General features: G+C 72.3%; 17 protein-coding genes. 6 read left to right on the top strand and 11 right to left on the bottom strand.

The features are described 5' to 3' along the window. Positions 1 to 25: 25 nt before the first annotated feature. Positions 26 to 1,198, bottom strand: a complete 1,173-nt coding sequence (locus ACGH52_RS28745) for a citrate synthase/methylcitrate synthase (protein ID WP_399943474.1) — start codon at positions 1,196 to 1,198, stop codon at positions 26 to 28. A 124-nt stretch (positions 1,199 to 1,322) separates the two neighbouring features. Here ACGH52_RS28745 and ACGH52_RS28740 point away from each other — a divergent pair, with 124 nt between their 5' ends. The 4 genes from ACGH52_RS28740 (at position 1,323) to ACGH52_RS28725 (ending at position 6,024) form a co-directional block, all read left to right on the top strand. Continuing rightward, positions 1,323 to 2,588 (top strand): citrate synthase, encoded by a 1,266-nt coding sequence (locus ACGH52_RS28740; RefSeq protein ID WP_121702505.1) that lies wholly within the window; start codon positions 1,323 to 1,325, stop codon positions 2,586 to 2,588. 54 nt (positions 2,589 to 2,642) lie between these two features. Beyond that, positions 2,643 to 3,587 (top strand): sucrase ferredoxin, encoded by a 945-nt coding sequence (locus tag ACGH52_RS28735; RefSeq protein WP_121702506.1) that lies wholly within the window; start codon positions 2,643 to 2,645, stop codon positions 3,585 to 3,587. Positions 3,588 to 3,673: 86 nt separating this feature from the next. Further along, the gene (locus tag ACGH52_RS28730; RefSeq protein ID WP_399943471.1) at positions 3,674 to 5,347 is read left to right on the top strand and encodes an ATP-binding protein; all 1,674 of its coding nucleotides are present in this window, start codon (positions 3,674 to 3,676) and stop codon (positions 5,345 to 5,347) included. Continuing rightward, positions 5,344 to 6,024 (top strand): response regulator, encoded by a 681-nt coding sequence (locus ACGH52_RS28725; protein ID WP_399943468.1) that lies wholly within the window; start codon positions 5,344 to 5,346, stop codon positions 6,022 to 6,024. The genes ACGH52_RS28730 and ACGH52_RS28725 overlap by 4 nt, the downstream gene beginning before the upstream one ends. A gap of 70 nt (positions 6,025 to 6,094) precedes the next feature. Here the strand turns inward: ACGH52_RS28725 and ACGH52_RS28720 are convergent, their stop codons facing one another. The 3 genes from ACGH52_RS28720 to ACGH52_RS28710 form a co-directional block, all read right to left on the bottom strand. Further along, the gene (locus ACGH52_RS28720; RefSeq protein WP_399943465.1) at positions 6,095 to 7,687 is read right to left on the bottom strand and encodes a cation acetate symporter; all 1,593 of its coding nucleotides are present in this window, start codon (positions 7,685 to 7,687) and stop codon (positions 6,095 to 6,097) included. Next, the gene (locus tag ACGH52_RS28715) at positions 7,684 to 8,262 is read right to left on the bottom strand and encodes a DUF485 domain-containing protein (protein ID WP_399943462.1); all 579 of its coding nucleotides are present in this window, start codon (positions 8,260 to 8,262) and stop codon (positions 7,684 to 7,686) included. The genes ACGH52_RS28720 and ACGH52_RS28715 overlap by 4 nt, the downstream gene beginning before the upstream one ends. Before the next feature lie 232 nt (positions 8,263 to 8,494). Beyond that, positions 8,495 to 10,618 carry a type IIA DNA topoisomerase subunit B gene (locus tag ACGH52_RS28710; protein ID WP_121702511.1) on the bottom strand — a complete coding sequence of 708 codons (2,124 nt, stop codon included), beginning with the start codon at positions 10,616 to 10,618 and terminating at the stop codon, positions 8,495 to 8,497. 440 nt (positions 10,619 to 11,058) lie between these two features. Between ACGH52_RS28710 and ACGH52_RS28705 the strand changes: the two genes are divergently transcribed. Continuing rightward, on the top strand, positions 11,059 to 11,289 hold the full coding sequence (locus tag ACGH52_RS28705) for a hypothetical protein (protein WP_059297960.1): 231 nt from the start codon (positions 11,059 to 11,061) through the stop codon (positions 11,287 to 11,289). Positions 11,290 to 11,400: 111 nt separating this feature from the next. On the opposite strand, the gene ACGH52_RS28700 is transcribed toward ACGH52_RS28705, so the two are convergent. The 7 genes from ACGH52_RS28700 to ACGH52_RS28670 all read right to left on the bottom strand — a co-directional run bounded on the left by ACGH52_RS28700 (position 11,401) and on the right by ACGH52_RS28670 (position 22,195). Further along, a complete protein-coding gene (locus ACGH52_RS28700) occupies positions 11,401 to 12,258 on the bottom strand; it encodes a trypsin-like serine protease (RefSeq protein WP_121702512.1) in 858 nt (285 codons plus the stop codon). Between the two features lie 166 nt (positions 12,259 to 12,424). Further along, complete coding sequence (locus ACGH52_RS28695) at positions 12,425 to 13,957, bottom strand: RNA polymerase sigma factor (RefSeq protein WP_076976682.1); 1,533 nt, start codon at positions 13,955 to 13,957, stop codon at positions 12,425 to 12,427. A 426-nt stretch (positions 13,958 to 14,383) separates the two neighbouring features. Next, on the bottom strand, positions 14,384 to 15,271 hold the full coding sequence (gene whiH, locus ACGH52_RS28690) for a sporulation transcriptional regulator WhiH (protein WP_059297956.1): 888 nt from the start codon (positions 15,269 to 15,271) through the stop codon (positions 14,384 to 14,386). A gap of 164 nt (positions 15,272 to 15,435) precedes the next feature. Next, positions 15,436 to 17,349, bottom strand: a complete 1,914-nt coding sequence (locus ACGH52_RS28685; protein WP_399943456.1) for an ATP-binding cassette domain-containing protein — start codon at positions 17,347 to 17,349, stop codon at positions 15,436 to 15,438. A gap of 55 nt (positions 17,350 to 17,404) precedes the next feature. Then, entirely contained in the window at positions 17,405 to 18,163 is a 759-nt protein-coding gene (locus ACGH52_RS28680) for an NUDIX domain-containing protein (protein ID WP_059297952.1), read from the bottom strand. Between the two features lie 204 nt (positions 18,164 to 18,367). Continuing rightward, a complete protein-coding gene (locus ACGH52_RS28675) occupies positions 18,368 to 19,927 on the bottom strand; it encodes a DUF4192 domain-containing protein (RefSeq protein ID WP_399943453.1) in 1,560 nt (519 codons plus the stop codon). Positions 19,928 to 20,035: 108 nt separating this feature from the next. After that, positions 20,036 to 22,195: a DEAD/DEAH box helicase gene (locus tag ACGH52_RS28670; protein ID WP_399943450.1), complete on the bottom strand. Its 2,160-nt coding sequence runs from the start codon at positions 22,193 to 22,195 to the stop codon at positions 20,036 to 20,038. A 288-nt stretch (positions 22,196 to 22,483) separates the two neighbouring features. On the opposite strand from ACGH52_RS28670, the gene ACGH52_RS28665 reads away from it, so the two are divergent. After that, positions 22,484 to 23,098 carry a hypothetical protein gene (locus tag ACGH52_RS28665; protein WP_076976666.1) on the top strand — a complete coding sequence of 205 codons (615 nt, stop codon included), beginning with the start codon at positions 22,484 to 22,486 and terminating at the stop codon, positions 23,096 to 23,098. Positions 23,099 to 23,157 lie beyond the last annotated feature (59 nt).

The raw sequence follows: 23,157 nt of genomic DNA, 5'->3' as shown, positions 1-23,157 counted from the left end.
AACGGCACCAGGCCGCTCGTGCTTCTCAGGCCACCGCCGGCACGCCCACCGGGGCCCCCGGCCCCACGTACCGTGCCGCAGGCCGGATGATCTTCGAGTCGCGCGCCTGTTCCAGGATGTTCGCGCTCCAGCCCACCACCCGCGCCGCCGCGAACGTGGGCGTGAACATCTCGCGAGGCAGGCCGCACAGTTCCATGACCACGCCCGCGTAGAACTCGACGTTGGTGTGCAGTTCGCGCCCCGGCTTCAGCTCCGCGAGGATCGCCTCGACCTGCCGCTCCACCTCGACCGCGAACTCCACGCGCGGGCCGCCGAACCGCCGCGCCACCTCGCGCAGCATCCGTGAGCGCGGGTCCTCCGTGCGGTAGACGGCGTGGCCGAAGCCCATGATGCGGTCACCGGCGAGCACCCGTTCGCGGATCCACCCGTCGATGCGGTCGGGGGTGCCGATCGCGTCCAGGGTGTCCAGGGCCCGGCTGGGCGCGCCGCCGTGCAGCGGGCCGGACAGCGCCGACACCGCACCGGCCAGGCAGGCCGCGACATCCGCGCCCGTCGACGCGATGACCCGCGCGGTGAAGGTGGACGCGTTGAACCCGTGGTCGATGGTGGAGATCAGGTACTGCTCGATCGCCCGGGTGCGCGCCTGGTCCGGCTCCTCGCCGGTCAACATGTACAGGTAGTTCGCGGCGTACGAGAGATCCTCGCGGGGCTCCACCGGCTCCAGGCCCCGCCCCAACCGGTGCAGCGCGGTCAGCAGCGTCGGTACGGCCGCGGCGGCCACCAGGGTGTCCTGACGGCGACGGCCGTCCGAGAGGTCGTACACCGGCCCGAAGCCGAGGGCGGCGCCCAGCAGGGACAGGCCCGTGCGCATCCCGGCGAGGGGTCCGGAGCGTCCACCGGCCTCGGCGATGGCGGGCAGGGCGGCGCGCACCGCGTCGGGGAGTCGCCGCAGCGCCGCGGTCTCGGCGGCGAAGGCGGCCCCGCGTCGTGCGTCGGGGAGTTCCCCGTGGACCAGGAGATGCCAGACGTCTTCGAAGCCGCGACTCTGCGCGAGTTCGACGGCCGAGTACTGGCGGTAGTGGTAGAAGCCCTCCAGCCCTCGCACGTCGCCGACCTCGGTGTCGGCCACCACGACACCGGCGAGCCCGCGCGGCACCTCGACGAGCTTGGGAGCCGCGGCGGTTCTGTTGACAGACATGATTACCTCCTCGAACGTGACTCCACTGTCCATACTTGACTTCAAGTCTGTCAATATTGATTGAATCAATACACAGTCGTCCGAGAACTCAACACGAACCGCCTCCGATCGATACGGTGACCTCATGCGCGATCAAGAGCCCGACCACACCGGCGACAGCGAGCGGCGCCTGACCACCAGGGAGGCGGCCGAACTGCTCGGGGTGAAGCCCGAGACCGTGTACGCCTACGTCAGCCGCGGCCAGCTCGGCAGCCGACGTGCGCCGGGCTCCCGGGGCAGCACCTTCGACGCCGACGAGGTGCGGGCCCTCGCCCGGCGCAACCGGCGCGACGGCGGCACGACCGCGGCCTCGGCCGCCGGGCAGGAGCTGACCGTGCGCACCCGCCTCACGCTCATCGAGAGCGACCGGTTCTACTACCGGGGCGTCGACGCGGTCGAACTCGCCGCTCGCCACACCTACGAGGAGGTGGCCGAGTGGCTCTGGACCGGGCAACTGCGTCCCGGCACCGCCTTCCCGGTCCCCGAATCCTCCGTGGCCGCGGCCCGCCGTGCCGTCGACGCCCTGCCCGAACACGCCGGCCCCGCCGACCGGCTCCGCGTTGCGGCGATCGCCGCGGCGGTCACGGACCCGCTCCGCTTCGACCTGTCCGAGGACGCGGTCCTGGGCACGGCGCGCGCCCTCATCCCCACCCTCGTCGCCGCGCTGCCCCCCGTACTGCGCGACGGACGGGACCAGGACGCGATCGCCCGGCGGCTGTGGACCCGGCTCAGCGGGCAGGACGCCGACGAACCGACCCTGCGCGCCCTCGACACGGCGCTCTGTCTCCTCGTCGACCACGACCTGGCGGCCTCCACGCTCGCCGTGCGCGTCGCCGCGTCGGCACGGGCGCACGCCTACGCGGCCGTGTCCGCCGGACTCGGCGTGATCGAGGGACCGCTGCACGGCGCCGCCGGAGGACTCGCGCACCGGATGCTGCTGGAGGTACTCGATCTGGGCAGCGCGGCTCCGGTGGTCGCGGAGGAGTTGCGGGCCGGCCGGCGCATCCCCGGGCTCGGCCACCGGCTCTACCCCGGCGAGGACCCGCGCGCGCGTGCCCTGTTCGCGCTCCTGGAGGACATCCCCCGGGCGGCGCCCGCACTGGCGGCGGCCCGGGACGTCCAGGCCACCGCCGCCCGCCACACCCCGCTGCACGCCAACGTCGACCTGGCGCTCGCCGTGCTCACCGTGTCCTCCGGCATGGCCCCCACCGCGGCCGAGACCATCTTCGCGGTGGCCCGTACGGCGGGCTGGATCGCGCACGCGCTGGAGGAGTACGGGGAGCGCCCCCTGCGGATGCGGCCGAGCGGGCTGTACTCGGGTCCGAAGCCGCCGCGGCCACTGCCGGAGTAGTGCTCAGGCGCGGCTGGAAGTCGCCACGGGGGAAGTCAGGTTAGGCTCACCTCTGTGAGTACGTGCTCAACCGTCTCCCGGGACCTCGACGAGCCCGTTTCGGGCACCGCGCCCGTCGCGAGGACCTGGTTGCTGCTCGAACAGCCCGGCCCGTGGGGCGCCAAGGCGCTCACCGCGAGCCACCTGGACACCGCGCTGGGGCGCGCCCTCGACGCCGCGGTGAAGGGGACGGGCGTTCGCGTGGCGCTCGTACGCCGCCCCGGCCGCCACGCGGACCAGGGCACGCCCGCCGAACGCACGGTGTACGCGGCCCACACCGTGCCGGGAAACGTGTGGCTGCACGGCACCACGATCAGCGACCCCGGCCGGCTGCTCGGCCTCGATTTCGCGGCGCTCGGCCGGGGCGACCACCACACCTTCGACTCGGTGCTGGACGGCCGCCCGCACACGGGCGATCCGCTCGCCCTCGTCTGCACCAACGGAAAGCGCGACCGGTGCTGCGCCCTGCTCGGCAGGCCCCTCGCGGCCGAACTCGCCGCCTCCGGAGCCGACGGCGTCTGGGAGGTCACCCACCTGGGCGGACACCGCTTCTCACCGACCGTGCTCGTCCTGCCCCACGGATACGTCTACGGCCGGGTCCAGGCCCACGCCGTGAAGGAGATCCTGCACAGCGCGCGGGAGGGCCGGATCGTCGTCGAGGGCTGCCGCGGGAACTCCGCGTGGGAGCGCCCGGGCCAGGCGGCCGAGCTGGCCCTTCGGTCGGCCGTCGGCGAGGACGCGGCCCAGGCTCTGACCGTCGTACGCACGGACGGCGCCGCGCCGCGCTGGGAGGTGACCCTCGCCCACCGCGACGGCCGGCACTGGCGGGTCACCGTCGTCCAGGGGGCGTCGGCGCCGCCGCGACCGGAGAGCTGCGGGGCGTCGGTGCTGGGCTCGCCGGCGCGGATGGAGGTCACCGCGGTGCGCGCCCTGCCGGTGGCGGCGGCACTGGCGAGCTGACACCCGGGGGACATGCGCGCTGCCCACGGGAGATACACGCCACACCCCACTACGGCATGCCATCGGCCCCACGTACCGTCGTGACCATGAGCTCCACTCCCCCCGTACGCCGACTGCGCCTGGGCCTGCCGCGGCGGGTGTTCTCACAGGTGCTGCTTATGCAGCTGGCGATCGCCGCGGGCGTCGCCGTACTGGCGACCGGGCTGTTCCTGGCGCCGCTCGGCGACCAGCTGGACGACCAGGCGATGCGCCGGGCGCTGGCGATCGCGCAGACCACCGCGCAGCAGCCGCAGGTCGTCCGGGACCTGCGGACCACCCGGCCGACGGCGAAGGGTCCGGTGCAGCGGGAGGCGGAACGGGTCCGCGAGGCCACCAAGGCGGAGTACGTCGTGGTGATGGACCGCGAGGGCGTGCGCTGGTCGCACACCGACCCCCGGCGGATCGGCGAGGTCGTCTCCACCGACCCCGGCCAGGCCCTGTCCGGCCGCGAGGTCATGGAGATCGACGACGGCACCCTGGGCCGCTCCGCCCGCGGGAAGGTGCCGCTGCGCGACGGCGACGGCGAGATCGTCGGGGCGGTCTCGGTGGGCATCGCGTATGACAGTGTCCGGGCGCGGCTGATCCACGCCATCCCGGGACTGTTCGCGTACGCCGGTGGCGCGCTGGCCGTCGGCGCCCTGGCGTCCTGGATCATCTCGCGCCGGGTGCAGCGGCAGACCCGGGACCTCGCCTTCTCGGACATCGCGGGGCTGCTGGCGGAGCGCGAGGCCATGCTGCACGGCATCCGGGAGGGCGTCGTCGCGCTCGACCGCGGCGGCCGGGTACGCCTGCTCAACGACGAGGCGCAGCGTCTGCTGGACATCGGCGGCGAGGCCGTCGGCCGCTCCCCCGACGAGGCCCTCGGGGCGGGGCGCACGGCCGACGTCCTGGCGGGGCGGGTGACCGGCACCGACCTGCTGACCGTGCGCGGCCAGCGGGTCCTGGTCGCCAACCGGATGCCCACCGACGACGGCGGGGCCGTCGCCACGCTGCGGGACCGCACCGAGCTGGAGCAGCTCGGCCGGGAGCTGGACTCCACGCGGGGCCTGATCGACGCGCTGCGCGCGCAGGACCACGAGCACGCCAACCGCATGCACACCCTGCTGGGGCTGCTCGAACTGGAGATGTACGACGACGCCGTGGAGTTCGTCGGCGAGGTGGTCGGCGATCACCGGGTCACCGCGGAACAGATCACGGAGCGGATCCAGGACCCGCTGCTCGCCGCTCTGCTGGTCGGCAAGGCCACCGTCGCGGCCGAACGCGGGGTCGCCCTGTGGGTCTCGGACCGGACGCGACTGCCGGACCGCCTGGTCGATCCCCGGGGGCTCGTGACGATCGTCGGCAACCTGGTCGACAACGCCCTCGACGCCGCCGCCGGGACGCCGCACGCGCGCGTGGAGGTCGAACTCCGGGCCGAGGGGCGGGCCGCCACGCTCACGGTGCGCGACACGGGGCCCGGGATTCCGGCGGACCACCGGGAGCTGGTGTTCACCGCGGGCTGGTCCACCAAGGAGTCACCGGCACACCGCGGGCGCGGCATCGGGCTGTCGTTGGTGCGCCGCCTGGCCGAACGGCAGGGCGGCAGCGCCACCGTCGGCCAGGCGTACGGCGGCGGCGCGGAGTTCGTCGTCGTCCTCCCGGAGGCACTGGCCGAAGCGTCCCCGGAACCCGCCCTCACCGCCCCCGTCACCACCGCCGTACCCGAGGAGGAGTCCCGATGATCGAGGTCCTGGTCGTGGACGACGACACGCGGGTCGCGCGCGTCAACGCCGCGTACGTCGAGAAGGTGCCGGGCTTCCGTGTCGCCGGTGAGGCACACAGCGCGCGGGAGGCACTGGACGCGGTGGAGCGGCTGCCCCGCCTCGATCTGATCCTGCTGGACCACTACCTGCCCGACCGGACCGGTCTGGAGGTCGTCCGGGAGATGCGGCGGCGGGGACGCCAGATCGACGTGATCATGGTGACGGCCGCCCGGGACGTGTCGACCGTGCAGGCGGCGATGCGCCAAGGGGCTCTCCAGTACCTGGTGAAACCGTTCGCCTTCGCCGGTCTGCGCGCCAAACTGGACGCGTACGCCGCACTGCGCCGCACCCTCGACGGGGGCGGTGAGGCGGAACAGGCCGAGGTCGACCGGATCTTCGGCGCCTTGTCGGCACCCTCCGAACCCGGGCTGCCCAAGGGCCACTCCCCGACCACCGCCGAGCTGGTACGCCAGTGCCTGCTGAAGGCCGACGGGCCGCTCTCCGCCCAGGAGATCGCCGAACGGACCGGCGTGAGCCGCCAGACCGCCCAGCGCTATCTCAAGCTGCTGGAACGCACCGGCCGGGCCGTCCTGACACTCAAGTACGGCGAGGCGGGCCGCCCCGAGCACCGTTACGCGTGGGCGACCCGAACCTGAGTCGACCGCTGGACACCTCGGCGGCGGTGCCGCGAGGGCCGCAGGGGCCGCCGTGGCCGCTTGGCCGTCCCTACACGGCCCCCGCCCCCGTCAGCGACCGCACCTCGGTCTCGGCGTGCTTGGCCGCGTCCGGGGCCTCCGGCGAGGTGACCGTGCCCAGCCAGCCGGCGACGAAGCCCAGCGGGATCGAGACGAGCCCCGGGTTCTGCAGCGGGAAGTACTGGAAGTCGAGGCCCGGGAAGAGCGACTGCGGGCTGCCGGAGACCACCGGGGACAGCAGCACGAGCACCACGGACGGCACCAGACCGCCGTAGACCGCCCACACCGCACCGCGCGTGGTGAAGCCGCGCCAGAACAGCGAGTAGAGCAGCACCGGCAGGTTGGCGGAGGCGGCCACGGCGAAGGCGAGGCCCACCAGGAAGGCGACGTTGAGATCGCGGGCGAGCAGACCGAGCCCGATCGCGACGGCGCCGATGCCGACCGCGGCGACCCGCGCCACGGCGACCTCGCTGCGCGGCTTGGAGTGGCGGCGCCGCAAGGACGCGTACAGGTCGTGGGCCACGGACGCCGAGGACGCCAGGGTGATGCCGGCCACCACCGCGAGGATGGTCGCGAACGCGACGGCGGCGACGACCGCGAACAGGACCGTCCCTCCGGTGGACCGCGCGCCGCCGCCCAGGTCGAGGGCGAGCAGCGGTACCGCCGTGTTCCCGGCGGCGTTGGACGCGCGTACGGCGTCCGGCCCGACCAGGGCGGCGGCACCGAATCCGAGCACGATCGTCATCAGGTAGAAGCCGCCGATGAGACCGATCGACCAGACCACGGACCGCCTCGCCGCCCGAGCGGTGGGCACGGTGTAGAAGCGGGACAGGATGTGCGGCAGCCCGGCCGTGCCCAGCACCAGGGCGAGCCCCAGGCTGATGAAGTCGAAGCGGGAGACCCAGTCCCCGCCGTACGCCAGGCCGGGCGCGAGGAACGCCTCACCGTGGCCGCTGCGCTCGGCAGCCGTGCGCAGCAGCCGGTCGACGTCGCCGTGGAAGCGCACCAGAACGAGCGTGGTCAGCGCCACGGTGCCACCGAGCAGCAGCACCGCCTTCACGATCTGGATCCAGGTGGTGGCGCGCATCCCGCCCAGCGACACGTAGATCACCATGAGGGCGCCGACGCCGATGACGGTCCACGTCCGCGCCGCCTCGCCGGTCCCGCCCAGCAGCAGCGCGACCAGGCTGCCCGCGCCCACCATCTGCGCCACCAGGTACAGGACGGAGACGGTGACCGAGGAGGTCCCCGCCGCGATCCGGACCGGCCGCTCCCTCATCCGGGCGGCGACGACGTCGGCGAGGGTGAACCGCCCGCAGTTGCGGACCAGTTCGGCGACGAGGAACAGGACCACGAGCCACGCCACCAGGAAGCCCACCGAGTAGAGCATGCCGTCGTAGCCGTAGAGGGCGATGAGCCCCGAGATGCCGAGGAAGGACGCGGCCGACATGTAGTCCCCGGAGATGGCAAAACCATTCTCCATCGGTGAGAAGAGGCGCCCTCCCGCGTAGAACTCCTCCGCGGAGCCCTGCCGGTGGCGGCCCACCCAGGTGGTGATCCCGAGCGTGACGGCGACGAAGGTGCTGAACAGCAGCAGGGCCAGCGTCTGGTGGTCGCCCGTCACGACGCACCGCCTCGTGCCCCGCGGGTCAGTTCTTGGGTGTCCCAGCGCAGTTCGAGCGCGGCCCGGTCCCTGCGCAGCCGGGCGTGCCGGGCGTAGGCCCAGGTGAGCAGGAACGTGGTGAGGAACTGCCCGAGCCCGGCGGCCATCGCCACGTTCACCGATCCGGCCACCGGCCGGGCCATCAGGGAGGGCGCCGACGTGGCGGTCACCACGTAGGCGACGTACCAGAGGAAGAAGCCGACGGCGGCCGGCACCACGAACCTCCGGTACCGGCTGCGGACCTCCTGGAAGGCCGCGCTGCGCTGGACCTCCAGGTACACGTCGGCCGCGGCCCGGGGCTGCTCCGCCGGGGCGTCCCGACGCATCGGCGGCACCGTCGGCTCGGGGGCTGAGGAGCCGGCCGACTCGCCCCAGCCGGAGGCGAGGGCGTCGTACCACGGGTCGTCGTACCTCGGCGCGCCGTACGGCGCGCCGGGGGCCGTCTCTACATAGGCCCTGCCCGGCACCGCGCAGTGGTCGGCCGCGCTTTCGGGACCGCCCCCGGCAGCGCGGGACCGGTCGTTGCTTGACTGCATGCCCAAGGATGGACAGAACGGGAAGATCCCCGACTCTTCTTCCCCCGGCACTTCACCCCATCAGGTGATTCATCCCCCTGGTGACCGCACCAGCCCCTTCACATAGGCGTAACGCACCGCCCGAGCACGGTCCTTGATGCCCGTCCTGGTGCGTGGAGCCGCGCCCGGCCCGCGCATACGCCGGACCGGGCCCGGTTCTCGCTCCCGGGCCCGGTCCGACGGCTGAGCTGCCTCACGCGTCGATGCGCGACCGGTCCAGCGTCGCCGCCGAGCTGGAGATGAACTCCTTGCGGGGTGCGACGTCGTTGCCCATCAGCAGGTCGAAGACCTGCTCGGCGGAGTCCAGGTCGGTCAGGTTGATCCGGCGCAGGGTGCGGCGGCGCGGGTCCATGGTGGTCTCCGCCAGCTGGTCGGCGTCCATCTCACCGAGGCCCTTGTAGCGCTGGATGGAGTCCTTGTACCGGATGTTCTTGCTCTGGAACTCCATGAGCCTGTCGCGCAGCTCTCGGTCCGAGTACGTGTAGACGTACTTGTCCTGGCCCTTCTTCGGCTGGACCAGCTCGATGCGGTGCAGCGGCGGCACCGCGGCGAACACCCGGCCGGCCTCGACCATGGGCCGCATGTAGCGGTGGAAGAGGGTCAGCAGCAGGGTGCGGATGTGGGAGCCGTCCACATCGGCGTCGGTCATCATGATGATCTTGCCGTAGCGGGCGGCGTCGATGTCGAACGTACGGCCCGAGCCCGCCCCTATGACCTGGATGATCGCCCCGCACTCGGCGTTCTTCAGCATGTCCGTGACGGACGACTTCTGGACGTTGAGGATCTTGCCGCGGATCGGCAGCAGCGCCTGGAACTCGGAGTTGCGGGCGAGCTTGGCCGTGCCCAGCGCGGAGTCGCCCTCGACGATGAACAGCTCGCTGCGGTCGACGTCGTCGCTGCGGCAGTCCGCGAGCTTCGCGGGCAGGGACGACGACTCCAGGGCCGTCTTGCGGCGCTGGGCGTCCTTGTGCTGGCGCGCGGCGATACGGGTACGGGCCGCGGCGACGGCCTTCTCCATGACCACGCGCGCCTGCTGGGCCGCGTCGCGCTTGGTCGAGGTCAGGAACGCCTTCAGTTCCTTGGTGATCACGTTGTTCACGATCCGGCGGGCCGCCGAGGTGCCGAGGACCTCCTTGGTCTGGCCCTCGAACTGCGGCTCGGCGAGCCGGACGGTGACGACGGCCGTCAGGCCCTCCAGGGCGTCGTCCTTGACGATGTCGTCCTCGGCGACGCGCAGCATCTTCTTGGTGCGCAGCACCTCGTTCATCGTCTTCGCCACCGCCTGCTCGAAGCCGGCGACGTGGGTGCCGCCCTTGGGCGTGGCGATGATGTTGACGAACGACCTGATCGTGGTGTCGTAACCGGTGCCCCAGCGCATCGCGACGTCGACACCGAGGTCACGCGTGACCTCCGTCGGCGTCATCTGCCCTTCCTCGTCCAGCACCGGGACCGTCTCCTTGAAGCTGCCCTGCCCGCTGAAGCGGAGGGTGTCGCAGACGGGCCGGTCACTGGCCAGGTACTCACAGAACTCGCTGATGCCGCCGTCGAAGCGGAACGACTCCTCACCCTTGCTGCCGCCGTCGCCGAGACCGAACTCGTCCCGCACGACGATGGTCAGCCCGGGCACCAGGAAAGCGGTCTGGCGGGCCCGCTGGTGCAGCGTGTCCAGGGAGAGCTTGGCGTCCTTGAGGAAGATCTGCCGGTCCGCCCAGTACCGCACGCGTGTGCCGCGGCGGCTCTTGGGGATCTTCTTGGCCTTGCGCAGCCCGCTCCCGGCGTCGAACTTGGCGTCCGGGCCCGCTCCCGCGAACGCGCCCGGCACCCCGCGGCGGAAACTGATGGCGTGGGTGTGCCCACCGAGGTCGACCTCGATGTCCAGGCGGGCGGACAGGGCGTTCACCACGGAGGCGCCGACACCGTGCAGACCACCGGACGCGGCGTAGGCGCCACCGCCGAACTTGCCTCCGGCGTGCAGCTTGGTCATGACGACCTCGACGCCGGACAGGCCGGTCTTGGGCTCGACGTCGACCGGGATGCCCCGGCCGTTGTCCCGGACCTCCACCGAGGCGTCGTCGTGGAGGATCACCTCGATGTGGTCGCAGTAACCACCCAGGGCCTCGTCGACGGAGTTGTCGATGATCTCCCACAGGCAGTGCATCAGACCGCGGCTGTCGGTGGATCCGATGTACATGCCCGGACGCTTGCGCACGGCCTCGAGCCCCTCGAGGACGAGCAGGTGCCGCGCGGTGTAGTTGGACCCGTCCCGGTCTGCTCCTGCCAGCAGCGCAGTGGACGGCACAGAAGTCTCGGCGGTCACGCGGTTCGCTCCTCGCTGAATTTCAGATGGGGCCCCGCTGGGTAAGGGCGTGGCTCGGTTCACCGGTCAGAGGGTACCGAGGCCTGGTAGAGCCGTTGTAACGCCACCCTCGTCACGCACTCACCCTAGTCCAGCGTCGCATGTCTGTTCGATCCCTCGATGGGGTGAAGTACACATCACGTTCCCTTCGAGGCATGAACCATTTAGGCTCCGGGCACGTCCTCATGAACAAACCGGCAACCCAGCCGGCGGGACCGACCCTGACCGACTGCGCGAACCCGTACGACACAGAGACACGCAATACGGCACATTCGCCGCCAATCGGCAACAACCGGCCCCTCGGAAATTTTTTTCGAGGAAAAGCCACGAGCGGGAACGTTTTGGGGCTGGTTGGATGTTGACCCTGGTACGACAGCTCGTCGAGCTAGAGAAGAGGCGACGTGACTACTGTTCTGACTTCCGCAAGCCCGCTGACGGCCGCCGATCGCTGCGACCGCTGCGGCGCCCAGGCATATCTGCGCGTCGTCCTGCTGAGCGGCGGAGAACTGCTCTTCTGCGCCCACCATGGTCGCAAGTTCGAGCCGGAACTCAAGAAGATCGCCGCTGAGATACAGGACGAGACGGAGCGGCTGACGGCCGTTCCGGCATCTTCCACCGAGGAAGAGCGCTGACTCAACGCGCCCGACGACGAGCCGAATCGGCACAGGCCGATGAACGGGCGGCCGCCTCCGGATCCCGGAGGCGGCCGCCCGTGCTCGTGCCCGAAAGGCTCTCAGCGGCCGTCAGACGCCCCCGCGCTGCCGCACGGCCGTGCCGTCCCAGCCCAGCGTCCGCAGTATCGAGGAGACCCTCGTGTACACGCCGGGACTGCCCGGGCGCCCGCAGCCGCTCCCCCAGGACACCAGACCGATGAGTCTCCCCCGGCCGACCAGCGGCCCGCCGCTGTCCCCCTGACAGGCGTCGCGGCCACCGGCCTCCTCCCCCGCGCAGAGCATGGTGCTCGGGAGGTACCGCCCGTCGTCGCTCCCCGGATACGCCCGCTCGCAGGACGCGTCGGGAAGCACGCGCACACGGGCCGCGTGCAGACCGTTCGCGTAGTCACCGGCGCCGGAGGTGTCCCCCCAGCCGTAGACGAGGGCCCCCGTGTCCGGCGTGTACGCGGGGTCGCCTTCCGCCGCCATCCCTATGACCGAACCGGCGGGGAGGGCTTCGGAGAGAGTGAGTACCGCGAAGTCGCCGGCGTTGCTGCCGTCGTCGTGCTCCGGATTCACCCACACGGAGCGGACGCGGATCTCCTGCCCCTGGTCCGACAGCAGGTCGGTCCGGCCGGCGATGACCCTCAGGTCGTCCACCTGCTCCGGCGGCGACCCGAGCACCTCCTCCCCGAGGCAGTGCGCGGCCGTGAGCACGGTGGTTCTGCCGACGGCCACTCCCCCGCAGAACTGTCCCGCCCGCGTACCCCCGAACCGGTCACGACTGGACAGGGCGACGGTCCACGGGCTGTCGGACACTTCGACCGGGAATCCTCCGACGACGATGCTGTCGGCGGCCGCGGGGGCGGCGGACCCCAGCGGTATCGCGGTCGCGGCGGCCGCCAGCACCAGCGGCCGGGCCAGTGTCCGGGCAAAGAGACGACGCATGCGGGCTCCTCACTCCTAGGTGGTCATGGGACACCCAGAGTGATCCAGCGCGTCGGGTCGCGCACCCGCTGCCCAGCACGAAGGCCCGGTTCCGCACTGGGCGGGACCGGGCCTTCGTCACTCGTACCGTCTTCTCGCACCGGCCGCTCGTACGGCCTGGCACGACCTAGTCGAGGTAGTCGCGCAGCACCTGGGAGCGCGACGGGTGCCGCAGCTTCGACATGGTCTTCGACTCGATCTGGCGGATGCGCTCACGCGTGACGCCGTACACCTTGCCGATCTCGTCGAGGGTCTTCGGCTGACCGTCGGTGAGACCGAAGCGCATGGAGACGACGCCCGCCTCACGCTCGGAGAGGGTGTCGAGCACGGAGTGCAGCTGTTCCTGCAGCAGGGTGAAGCTGACCGCGTCGGCCGGGACGACCGCCTCGGAGTCCTCGATGAGGTCACCGAACTCGCTGTCGCCGTCCTCGCCCAGCGGGGTGTGCAGCGAGATGGGCTCGCGGCCGTACTTCTGGACCTCGATGACCTTCTCCGGGGTCATGTCGAGTTCCTTGGCCAGCTCCTCCGGGGTGGGCTCGCGGCCCAGGTCCTGGAGCATCTGGCGCTGCACGCGCGCGAGCTTGTTGATGACCTCGACCATGTGCACCGGGATACGGATGGTGCGGGCCTGGTCGGCCATCGCGCGGGTGATCGCCTGCCGGATCCACCAGGTGGCATACGTGGAGAACTTGTAGCCCTTGGTGTAGTCGAACTTCTCGACGGCGCGGATCAGACCGAGGTTGCCCTCCTGGATGAGGTCCAGGAAGAGCATGCCGCGGCCGGTGTAGCGCTTGGCCAGCGAGACCACCAGGCGGAGGTTGGCCTCCAGCAGGTGGTTCTTGGCGCGGCGGCCGTCCTCGGCGATGATCTCCAGCTCGCGCTTGAGCTTGGGCGCGAGCTTGTCGGAGTTCGCCAGCTTGTCCTCGGCGAACAGACCGGCCTCGATGCGCTTGGCGAGTTCGACCTCCTGCTCGGCGTTGAGCAGGGGGACCTTGCCGATCTGCTTGAGGTAGTCCTTGACCGGGTCGGCGGTGGCGCCGGCCGCGGCGACCTGCTGGGCCGGAGCGTCGTCCTCGTCCTCGTCGGACAGCACGAAGCCCGCGTTCTCGGTGCCCTCGGGCTCCTCCGTCGCGGCCTTCGGCTCCTCGGTCGCCTCGTCCTCGAGAAGCTCGCCGTCTTCCTTCTTGGCGGTGGTCTTCTTGGCCGCGGTCTTCTTGGCGGTCGTCTTCTTCGCCGTCGCCTTCTTGGCGGTGGTCTTCTTGGCCGCCGCCTTCTTGGCGGGCGCCTCTTCCTCGACGGCGGGCTCGGCGGCGGGCGCCGCCGGGGCGGCGGGAGCGGTCGCCTTCCTGCTGGTCACCGTCTTGGCCGCGACCGCCTTCGTGGCGGTGCGCTTGGCGGGGCTCTTCGCTGCGACGCTCTTTCGGGTGCGCTTGGGCTCTGCGGCACTGACCATCAGCGTCACACCCTCTTCCTCGAGGATCTGGTTGAGGCTGCGCAGTACGTTCTTCCACTGAGTGGCCGGAATCTGGTCAGCTTCGAAGGCCCGACGCACGTCATCGCCGGCGATCTGCCCCTCAGCCTTTCCCCGCTCAATGAGCGCCATGACAGAGACGGACTCGGCGATCTCCGGCGGGAGCGTACGGGATGTGCTGGCCGACACGAACAACCTCTCGGAACGTTGAAAAACGGCTTCCGGCCCCGTCCACGGCGGACTGGGGCCGACCACCGGCTTGGGAATGGGCCGACGGTGCGGGCGGGCCGGGGAGATGCACAGCGCCGTGAACGGCGTCCGTATTCCCTCCGCGGCTGTCACCTCTTAGGTCATCGTGTTGTTCCCAAGAGCGTTACGCCCAATCCGCGTGGCCCGAGTCACACCCCGTAAGCGATCAAAACCGGTCAGATGCAGACGAACAAGGTCAGCAACTCGTGTGTCCCGGTCACGTCGGGAAGGCTCAGCCTCTCATCACACCGTCGGACCCCGCGGAACCAGGTGCGGTTCCGCGGGGTCCGACGGTGACGGCGGCGGCCGGCCACGGCCACAGGAGGGGTTTGGCGTGCCCGGACGGCGCCGTTCCGGCGGAAGCGATCAGTGCTCGCGGGGGGCGGGCACCACGCGCTCCACCTCGGGGTGGACGGTCAGAAGTTGACGCATGGCCGCCTCGGCCGCCGCGCCGTCGCCGGTGGCGAGGGCGTCGACGATCCTGCCGTGCTGCGCGAGCGACGCGTCGTTCGGCCGGTCACAGCCCGTGACCGGACCGCCGGAGACGTGGAGGGCGGCGGAGACGATCCCGGAGAGGTGGTCCAGCATCCGGTTGCCCGCGATCTGGATGAGCAGACTGTGGAACTCGGCGTCGGCGCGCGAGAAGGTGAGCGCGTCGCCCTGCCCCATGGCGTGGCCCATGATCCCGACCATGTCGGAGAGCCGCTGCTGGATGTCCTCGCGTCCGTGCCCGGCGGCCAGGCGCGCGGCGAGCGGCTCGATCGTCCAGCGCAGCTCGCTCAGCTCGCGGCGCTGGTCGTCGCGCTGCGGGCCGAAGGCACGCCATTCGATGATGTCCGGATCCAGGAGGTTCCAGTCACTGACGGGGCGGACCCGGGTGCCGACGTTGGGGCGGGCACTGACCAGTCCCTTCGCCTCCAGCACGCGCAGGGACTCACGCACCACGGTGCGGGAGACCTCGAAACGCTGTCCGATCTCCTCGGGCACCAGCGGGCGGTCGGCGCCCAGGTCGCCCGAAACGATCATCTGGCCAAGCTGCTGGACGAGTTGCCCGTGCAGTCCGCGGCCACGGTTGCCCGCGGTGCGCCGGCCCACGCGGCCCAGCTCGGGCTCCACCCCTTCCCAGGAGGGCGCTCCGACGCGGTCGACGGTGGGCGTCTCCGCGTACGGGTAGCGGTCGAGTTCGCCCGGGTTCGCGAGGCCGGAGTCGGCGGAACGGGCGGCGGTCATCATGGTGTGCGCAAGGGTACTCACGCATCCTTTGTCGGCGCCCGCCTCAACTCCCTTGAGGTCTTTGGTGAAAAGCACACGAAAGGGTGATCGCTCACCCCGTCGCAATTGACGCCTTATCGGAAAGAAATGGGCTTTCCCCGGGGAGTTGCGCACACGGTCGGAACGGAAGGGTGGGACAGGGGTCGTCAAACCCTGCTGCGCAGGGTCATGAGCAGATAGGCGCAGAGCAGAGCGGTCAGCGACAACGTCATTGCACCGCCCACCGGTTGGGCGATCACGCGCAGGATCTCGGCCACGTACCGCTCACCGCCGAACGGCCACTGGGTCAGGAGGACTTCGCGCACCCGCATCGGGAACCCGGCGGCCGTCCGTACGGACGGGCCCGCCCAGAGCTTCTGTACGAGCGGTACGACGACGACCGGGACGGCGACCACGGCCGCCAGCCCCGCGGTGGTGGACCGGAAGACACCGGCGGCGAGCACTCCGGACCAGGCGCACCCGACGACGAGGGCGAGCCAACCGGCGCTCAGTGCGGGCCAGTCGGCGGGGACCTCAGCCAGCTCCGGCCCGTAGAAGAGACGGAGCAGCTCGGCGTCGCACCCCACCGTCAGGGCGGCCAGCAGCAGTGCGGTCGCCGCGGAGACGAGGAGTTTGGCGGTCAGCAGGCCCATACGGCGGGGGACGGTGCCGCGGTCCGCCGCCAGGGCGGGGTGGCGGAACTCGTCACCGAAGGCGAGGGCGCCGAGCAGCCCCGCGCCGAGTGCGGCGGGTGGCAGCGGGAGCTCCCGCGGCCACGCGGCCAGGAGCCGGGGCTGCGGGGTGTGTCCGACACGGGCCAGGATCACGGCGGTGACGGCGGACACGAGGAGCACGACCGCACCGGTGACGAACCCGGTACGGACACCCGCTGCACGACGGAGTTCGTAGCGCAGCGGACGGAGGGGGCTGGGGGCGGAGCGAACGGAGATGGGAGGCGGAAGCGCGGCGGCCGTTTCCCGGGCCGCCGTCGCTCTGCCGGGGGTGAGGCTGCTGGAGTGGTGTGGAGTGCGGGGCGGGGCGGCACCGGGTGCGGAGCCGTCAGGACCTCCGGTGGTGTCCGCGGCCCCGTCTTCCTCCGTGGCGGGTGACGGGCGCGGCGTGCTGGGCGACTCGGTGTCCTCTGCGCGCTCGGCGTCCGTCTGCCGTTGCTCCTGCCGCCGGACTGCCGGGATCCCACCGGCTCCGGGGCCCATGTCACCGATCTCGTCGGCCAGTTGGTGTACGAGGATCCCGTGCCGGAAAGCCGTCTCGCCGATGTCCGCGCACGTACTGCCGTAGACCGCGAGCCGGTTGCCGCCCTCGCGGACCACCTCGACGGAACGGCGTGCCGCGCGCGCCTCCTTCGTCACCAGGGCGGCGAGGCGGGCGGCGTGCGGGCTGCGCACGGCGACGCGGGGGCGCAGCCGGGTACGGGAGAACTCCGCCGCGTCCTGGTCGGCGACAACCCTGCCCCGTTCCAGCGTGACGACGTGGTCGGCACTGCGCGCGGCCTCCTTGGGGTCCGCCGTGCTGAACAGGACCGTGCCGCCCTGGGCGGCATGGGCACGCAGTGCGCCGTGCAGCCGTCGGGCGTCCTGGGCGGAGAGCGCGCCGGCGGGGTCGTCGAAGACCAGGGTGTGCGGGTCGGGGACCAGCGCGCAGGCCAGTCCGAGGCGTCGGTCCATGCCGCGGGAGAGGGTGCCGAGGCGTTCGTCGCGCAGGTTCTGGAGATCGACCGACTCCAGGACCTCGTCCGCCCGGCCGACGGGAACGCCGGCCGCCGCGCACAGCATGCGCAGATGACCGCGCACGGTACGGGCGGGGTGGCCCGGAACGTCGCCCAGCAGCACGCCCACCTCGCGTGCGGGGTGGGCGATGCGGTGCAGGGGGCGGCCTCTGAAGTAGGTGAGACCGCGGCCCTGTTGGAGCTCGAGCATGAGTCTGAGTGCCGTCGTCTTGCCGGCGCCCGATGCTCCGAGCAGTGCGGTGACGCGGCCCGCTCGCGCCTCGAACGAGACGTCGTCGACGGCGGGCGGAAGCTCCTTGCGGGGGTTGCTGGTCAGTCCGAAGGCCTGGATCACCTGTAGCAGAATAGCGTGTGATATCCGGTTTTTCGGGCATCGCGGGGGCCCGGCGTCACACCTCGGGACGGAGCATCGGGGGGTTGAGGAGGGTCGCGCCGCCCGCGCGGAAGAGCTGGGCGGGACGGCCGCCCTGGCGGGTGGTCGTCCCTCCGGTGGGCACGAGGAAGCCCGGCGTGCCCGTCACCTTGCGGTGGAAGTTGCGGGGGTCGAGCGCCACGCTCCACACCGCCTCGTAGACACGGCGCAGCTCGCCCACGGTGAATTCGGGCGGGCAGAAGGCGGTGGCCAGGGACGAGTACTCGATCTTGGAGCGGGCTCGCTCCACCCCGTCCGCCAGGATCCGGGCGTGGTCGAAGGCGAGCGGGGCCACCGCCTCGCCGGTCCGACCGTAGCCGCTCTGTGCCAGCAGTTCCTCGACCGGTGCCCAGCGGGCGTTGCTGGCGTCACCGCCCGCTCGCGGTGCGGGCAGGTCGGGGGCGAGCGCGAGGTGGGCGACACTGACCACCCGCATGCGGGGGTCGCGCTCGGGGTCGCCGTAGGTCGCGAGCTGCTCCAGGTGGGCGCCGTTGTCCTGGGTGGGCGCGGCCGGGTCGTGGACGCACAGCCCGGTCTCCTCGGCCAGTTCCCGCGCCGCCGCCTGCGCCAGGTCCTCGTCGGCCCGTACGAACCCGCCGGGCAGGGCCCACCGGCCCTGGAACGGAGGCTCCCCCCTGCGCACCGCCAGCGCGCACAGGGAGTGACGACGCACGGTCAGCACGACCAGGTCCACAGTGACGGCGAAGGGCGGAAAGGCTGACGGGTCGTAGGGCATGCGGCGATCATAGTCGTCTGCCTGACGATAAACACTCCCTTCGCCCACCGCCTCGGGTACTGCTCCACTCCCTTCCGACGTGCGTCCCGCCGCCCGCTCCCGCGCACCCCGCCAGGGCGCGTCGCACCAGGTCAGGCCCGCGACGTCGGCGAGCCGACCGCCCCTTGGCCCCGGCGCGCGTCCCCGAGGCCGCGGGCGCCCCTCTCAGGTGCACTCGCTGTCCCCCAGGCTCCCGCGTCCTGCCGTACCCGCGCCGTCCGGGCGGGCCGTCTTCCGGCCTGTGACCGGCGCCCCCGTGGCCCGTGGGCGGGCCCGGTCCGTCCGTGCGGTCCCGGGGTGCCCGGCCCCCGAGGCAGGGCGGGGACGCGGGGTCCCGGTGCCGGGCTCGCGGTCCTGTCCCCTCGCGCGGCGGCGGACGGCACGGGGCGGCGGGGCGAGGGTGCGGGTGCGCCGCCGACCACCGGGCGGTGAGGCAGACGAAGACGGGGACCGGGCGGGCTCCCGCTTCCCCGAGGGGCCGTCGTGTGCGTCGTCGTCCGCAGGGGCGGCTCGCCTGCTTCCACCGTCTTCCCCGCCCTCGCGCAGGCAGCGGCGGATCGACTCGGGGTCGAGACCCTCGTTGCACGCCTGGTGCAGGAGCCGGGCGAAGAGGTAGTCGGGGTCCGCGCCGAGGGCCATGGCCAGTGCTTCCCGTGCCTCCAGTTCGTCACCGGTGGACCAGGCGACCCAGCCCGCGAGGGTGAGGGGCGCTGCCGCGTGTTCGCCGTACGGCCCGACGCAGCGCCGGGCCAGGGCCCGCCAGAGGCGCAGCGCGGGGGCCGCCGCGTCGCCCTCCATCCATGCGGCGGCGCGGTCGCGTGTCGTGCGGTCCTGAAGCCCCAGGATCAACGCCGCCGCCTCGTCGTGCCCCAGCATCCGGTCGTCACGCAGGTCCTCGGCCGGCACGCCGGGCACGGACGGCGCCTCGGCGAGGCGTCGCATGATCCGCTCCGCCGCTTCCAGCGTCTCCTCGGCCACCTCGGCGCGGCCGTGGGCGTCGAGGATCCGGGGGACCAGCGTCGCGGCGGCCGTGTCCAGGGCAGCCGCCTGCTCGACCGCCACCGCGTCCTCCCTGGGCAGCATCCTGGCCCGCAGCTCACGGAGTGAGCCGCGCACCTGGATACCGGCGTAGGTGGCCGCCGCGGCCAGCACCGACGTACCCGGCAGCCCCATGGGGAGGCCCTCGGCCGGGCAGCAGGCCTCTTCGTCGCAGCAGTAGGACCAGAAACGCCCGTCCGAGATGCACAGTGCCTCGACCACGGGAATGTCCAGGGCGCCGCACTCGACGCGCAGCCGCTGGGCGAGCGGCCGCAGCCGCGCCATCACGTCCCGGCCCGTCTCGCCCCGGCCCGGCTCCTGGCAGAGGTAGGCGACCATCTGCTCGGGACGCGCCCCGCGCCGCTCGCTTCCGGTCACCAGACCGTGGACCAGTTGCCCGGCCGCGGGCGCCCAGTCGTCCGGGCTCGCCGGGATGCCGAGCCGTGCACGGCCGCCGAACCGGCCCCGCCCGTCCCTGTCGCGCAGGGCGGCCAGGACGATGCTGTCCTCGGGGCGGTATCCGAGCAGGTACGGCAGGGCGTCGGCGAGTTCGGCGGGGGTGCGCAGGGTGACCTGGTGTTCGTCTCCGGGGCTTTCGTGCGGGGCGCGGTGCGTGCGGCCCGGCTGTGGGGCCTGCGAGATGTCACCGTTCTCGGAGGAGCCAGTCGTTTCGCTGTGGTTCGTCATGGCTCGACGATCTCGCGGATCGGAAAGTTCCGCTTTGCCCTGTGGACAACTGTCCGCAGGGACACGTCACCTTGGGCGATCCCGGCCCGGCTCCGAGGACCGGGCCCCCTATCCGGCCAGGGCCAGGACGAGCGGGAGCACCTCGTCGGCACCCGCCTGGCGCAGGAGGCGTGCGCCCACGGCCAGGGTCCAGCCGGTGTCGCTGTAGTCGTCGACGAGCAGGACCGGGCCGGTAGTACCGGCCAGGGCCGTGGCGAGGTCGCCGGGCACGGTGAACGACTCGGCCAGGGCGCGCAGCCGCTGGGCGGAGTTGCTGCGGTGAGCGGCGTACTCGTCGGCGTGCGGGGTGTGGGCGAGGCTGCCCAGCAGCGGGAGCCTGCCGACCCGCGCCACTCCCTCGGCCAGTGAGGCCACCAGCTGGGGGCGGGTACGGGAGGGCATGGCGACGACGCCCACGGGCCGCGCCACCGCGTCGGGGGAGCCGGTGGCCCAGCCGCCCGGTGAACGGGCCCAGTCGGCCAGCACCGTCACGACGGCGCGCAGCACGTCGTCCGGGACCGGGGCGTCCGTCGCCTGCGCCGACAGGAGCGGCCGCAGACGGTTGCCCCAGCCGATGTCCGACAGCCTCCCCAGCGCCCGCCCGGTGAGGGCCTGCTGCCCCGCGGGAATGCGGCCCTTGAGGTCCATCCCCACCGCGGCGAGCCCGGTCGGCCACATCTTGCGCGGCTCGACCTCCACGCCCGGGCGGTCCAGCTCGCCCGTCGCCGCCGCGAGGGCCGCGGAGGAGACGGCCGGGTCGAGCCAGGGACCGGCGCAGGTGTCGCAACGACCGCAGGGGGCCGCCTTCTCGTCGTCGAGCTGCCGCTGCAGGAACTCCATCCGGCACCCCGTGGTCGCCACGTAGTCCCGCATGGCCTGCTGCTCCGCCTGCCGCTGTCGGGCCACCCACGCGTACCGCTCCGCGTCGTAGGCCCACGCCTGTCCCGTGGCGGTCCAGCCGCCCTTGACCCGCTTGACCGCGCCGTCCACGTCCAGGACCTTGAGCATCGTCTCCAGCCGCGAACGGCGGAGGTCCACCAGCGGTTCGAGCGCCGGGAGGGACATCGGCCGCCCCGCCTCCTCCAGCACGGCCAGCGTGCGCCGGACCTGCTCCTCCGGCGGGAAGCCGACCGAGGCGAAGTACGCCCAGATCGCCTCGTCCTCCCGCCCCGGCAGCAACAGGACGTCCGCGTGGTCCACCCCACGCCCCGCACGCCCCACCTGCTGGTAGTACGCGATGGGGGACGAGGGCGACCCCAGGTGCACGACGAAGCCCAGGTCGGGCTTGTCGAAGCCCATGCCCAGCGCCGAGGTCGCCACGAGCGCCTTCACCCGGTTCGCCAGCAGGTCCTCCTCCGCCTGCAACCGGTCGGCGTTCTCCGTCTTGCCCGTGTAGGAGGCCACCGGGTAGCCGCGCTGGCGCAGGAAGGCCGCGACCTCCTCCGCCGCCGCCACCGTCAGCGTGTAGATGATCCCGGAACCGGGCAGATCTCCCAGCCGCTCCCCCAGCCACGCCAGCCGGTGCGCCGCGTCCGGCAGCTGGAGCACGCCCAACCGGAGGCTCTCCCGGTCGAGCGGCCCCCGCAGCACCAGCGCGTCCCCGCCCCCCGTGCCCAACTGCTCCGCCACGTCGGCCGTGACCCGAGCGTTGGCGGTCGCGGTGGTGGCCAGCACGGGCACCCCGGCCGGCAGCTCGGCCAGCATCGTGCGCAGCCGGCGGTAGTCGGGGCGGAAGTCGTGGCCCCAGTCGGAGATGCAGTGCGCCTCGTCCACCACGAGCAGACCGGTGGTGGAGGCGAGCCTCGGCAGCACCTGATCGCGGAAGTCCACGGAATTGAGGCGCTCCGGGCTCACCAGGAGTACGTCGGTCTCACCCCGCTCGACCTCTCCGTGGATCGTCTCCCAGTCCTCGGGGTTCGCCGAGTTGATCGTGCGCGCCCGGATCCCCGCTCGCGCCGCCGCCTCGACCTGGTTGCGCATCAGCGCCAGCAACGGGGAGATGATCACCGTGGGCCCCGCGCCACGTCGGCGCAGCAGGGCGGTGGCGACGAAGTACACGGCCGACTTGCCCCAGCCGGTGCGCTGCACCACCAGAGCCCGCCGGTGCTCCTCCACCAGGGCCGCCACCGCCTGCCACTGATCCTCCCGCAGCCGTGCCGAGCCCGCAGGATCGCCGACGAGCTCGGCGAGGACGGTGTCGGCTTCGGTACGGAGTTCCACGTGGTCCATCCCCCCATGCAACCCGATGGCACTGACAAACGGCGAATCCGGAACCGGCCGTGACGCGTGCCGTGCCCCATGCGTCGTCCGGTGACACTCCGGGTAGGGATATAGGACGCACATCAGCCGATATGGGTCCTCGGACTCAATTGCTCGTTGCCGCATCCCAGTTCGACAGGAAGAATTGAAGTCCGCTCCCCGCACGGCCCTTCCGTGACCCGGCAGGGCTTCGTTGCGGTGCGCGCTCCCCGAATCCGACCCTGCCCGCAGTGTGGGCGCGTAGCCGAAGGGAGGAACGTGACCTTCGGATTCGCTCCGTCCTCGGCGGCCTCGCTTTCGTCGTCCGCCGTTTCCGCCACTCGCATGCTCGAACCGGCGGAGTGGGCCGCCGCCGGGATCCCGCTGCTGCGCAATCCTCGCGAGGTCGTCACCGGACTGCACTCGCGGCACCGCCCCGAACCGGCGACGGCCGTCGTGGCCGTACTCGACCCGGACGAACGGCTGCGCGCCAGCGCCTCGTTCACCAGCCGCCGCTCCCCCGCCGACGGGTGGATGTTCCGCAACGCGCTGCTCTCCCAGCTGCGCCGGGTCATCCCCCACGACCTGCGGCGTCGCACCCCGGTACGCACCGCCGTGCTGCTCTACGCCCGTGAGGGCGACGCGCGTTGGACGCCGGAGGACGGCGCGTGGATGTGGGGGCTGCGGGACGCCTGCACACTGCACGGGCTGCGCTGCGGCGCGTACATCACACTGACCCGGGACGGCTGGCAGGTCCTCGGCGAGGACCGCGGCGGGCGTCGGCCCAACGCGGCGTCGACGCCGGAGCCCTTCGCCACGGCGGAGGCACCGCCCCCGCCGCCCCGCACCGGCGGGGTCGCGTCGGACGTGCTGCGCCGCGCCGCGGCCCGCTGAGAGCCTCGGACGTCCGGGCTCGGGGGGCCACGGCGGGCCTGCCGGAGCGGCTGACCCGA

Source organism: Streptomyces sp. BBFR25, assembly GCF_044590125.1.
Classification (GTDB): Bacteria; Actinomycetota; Actinomycetes; order Streptomycetales; family Streptomycetaceae; genus Streptomyces; species Streptomyces canus_D.
The sequence above is the reverse complement of the archived record's forward strand: the minus strand, read 5'-3'. Positions and strand labels throughout refer to the sequence as shown.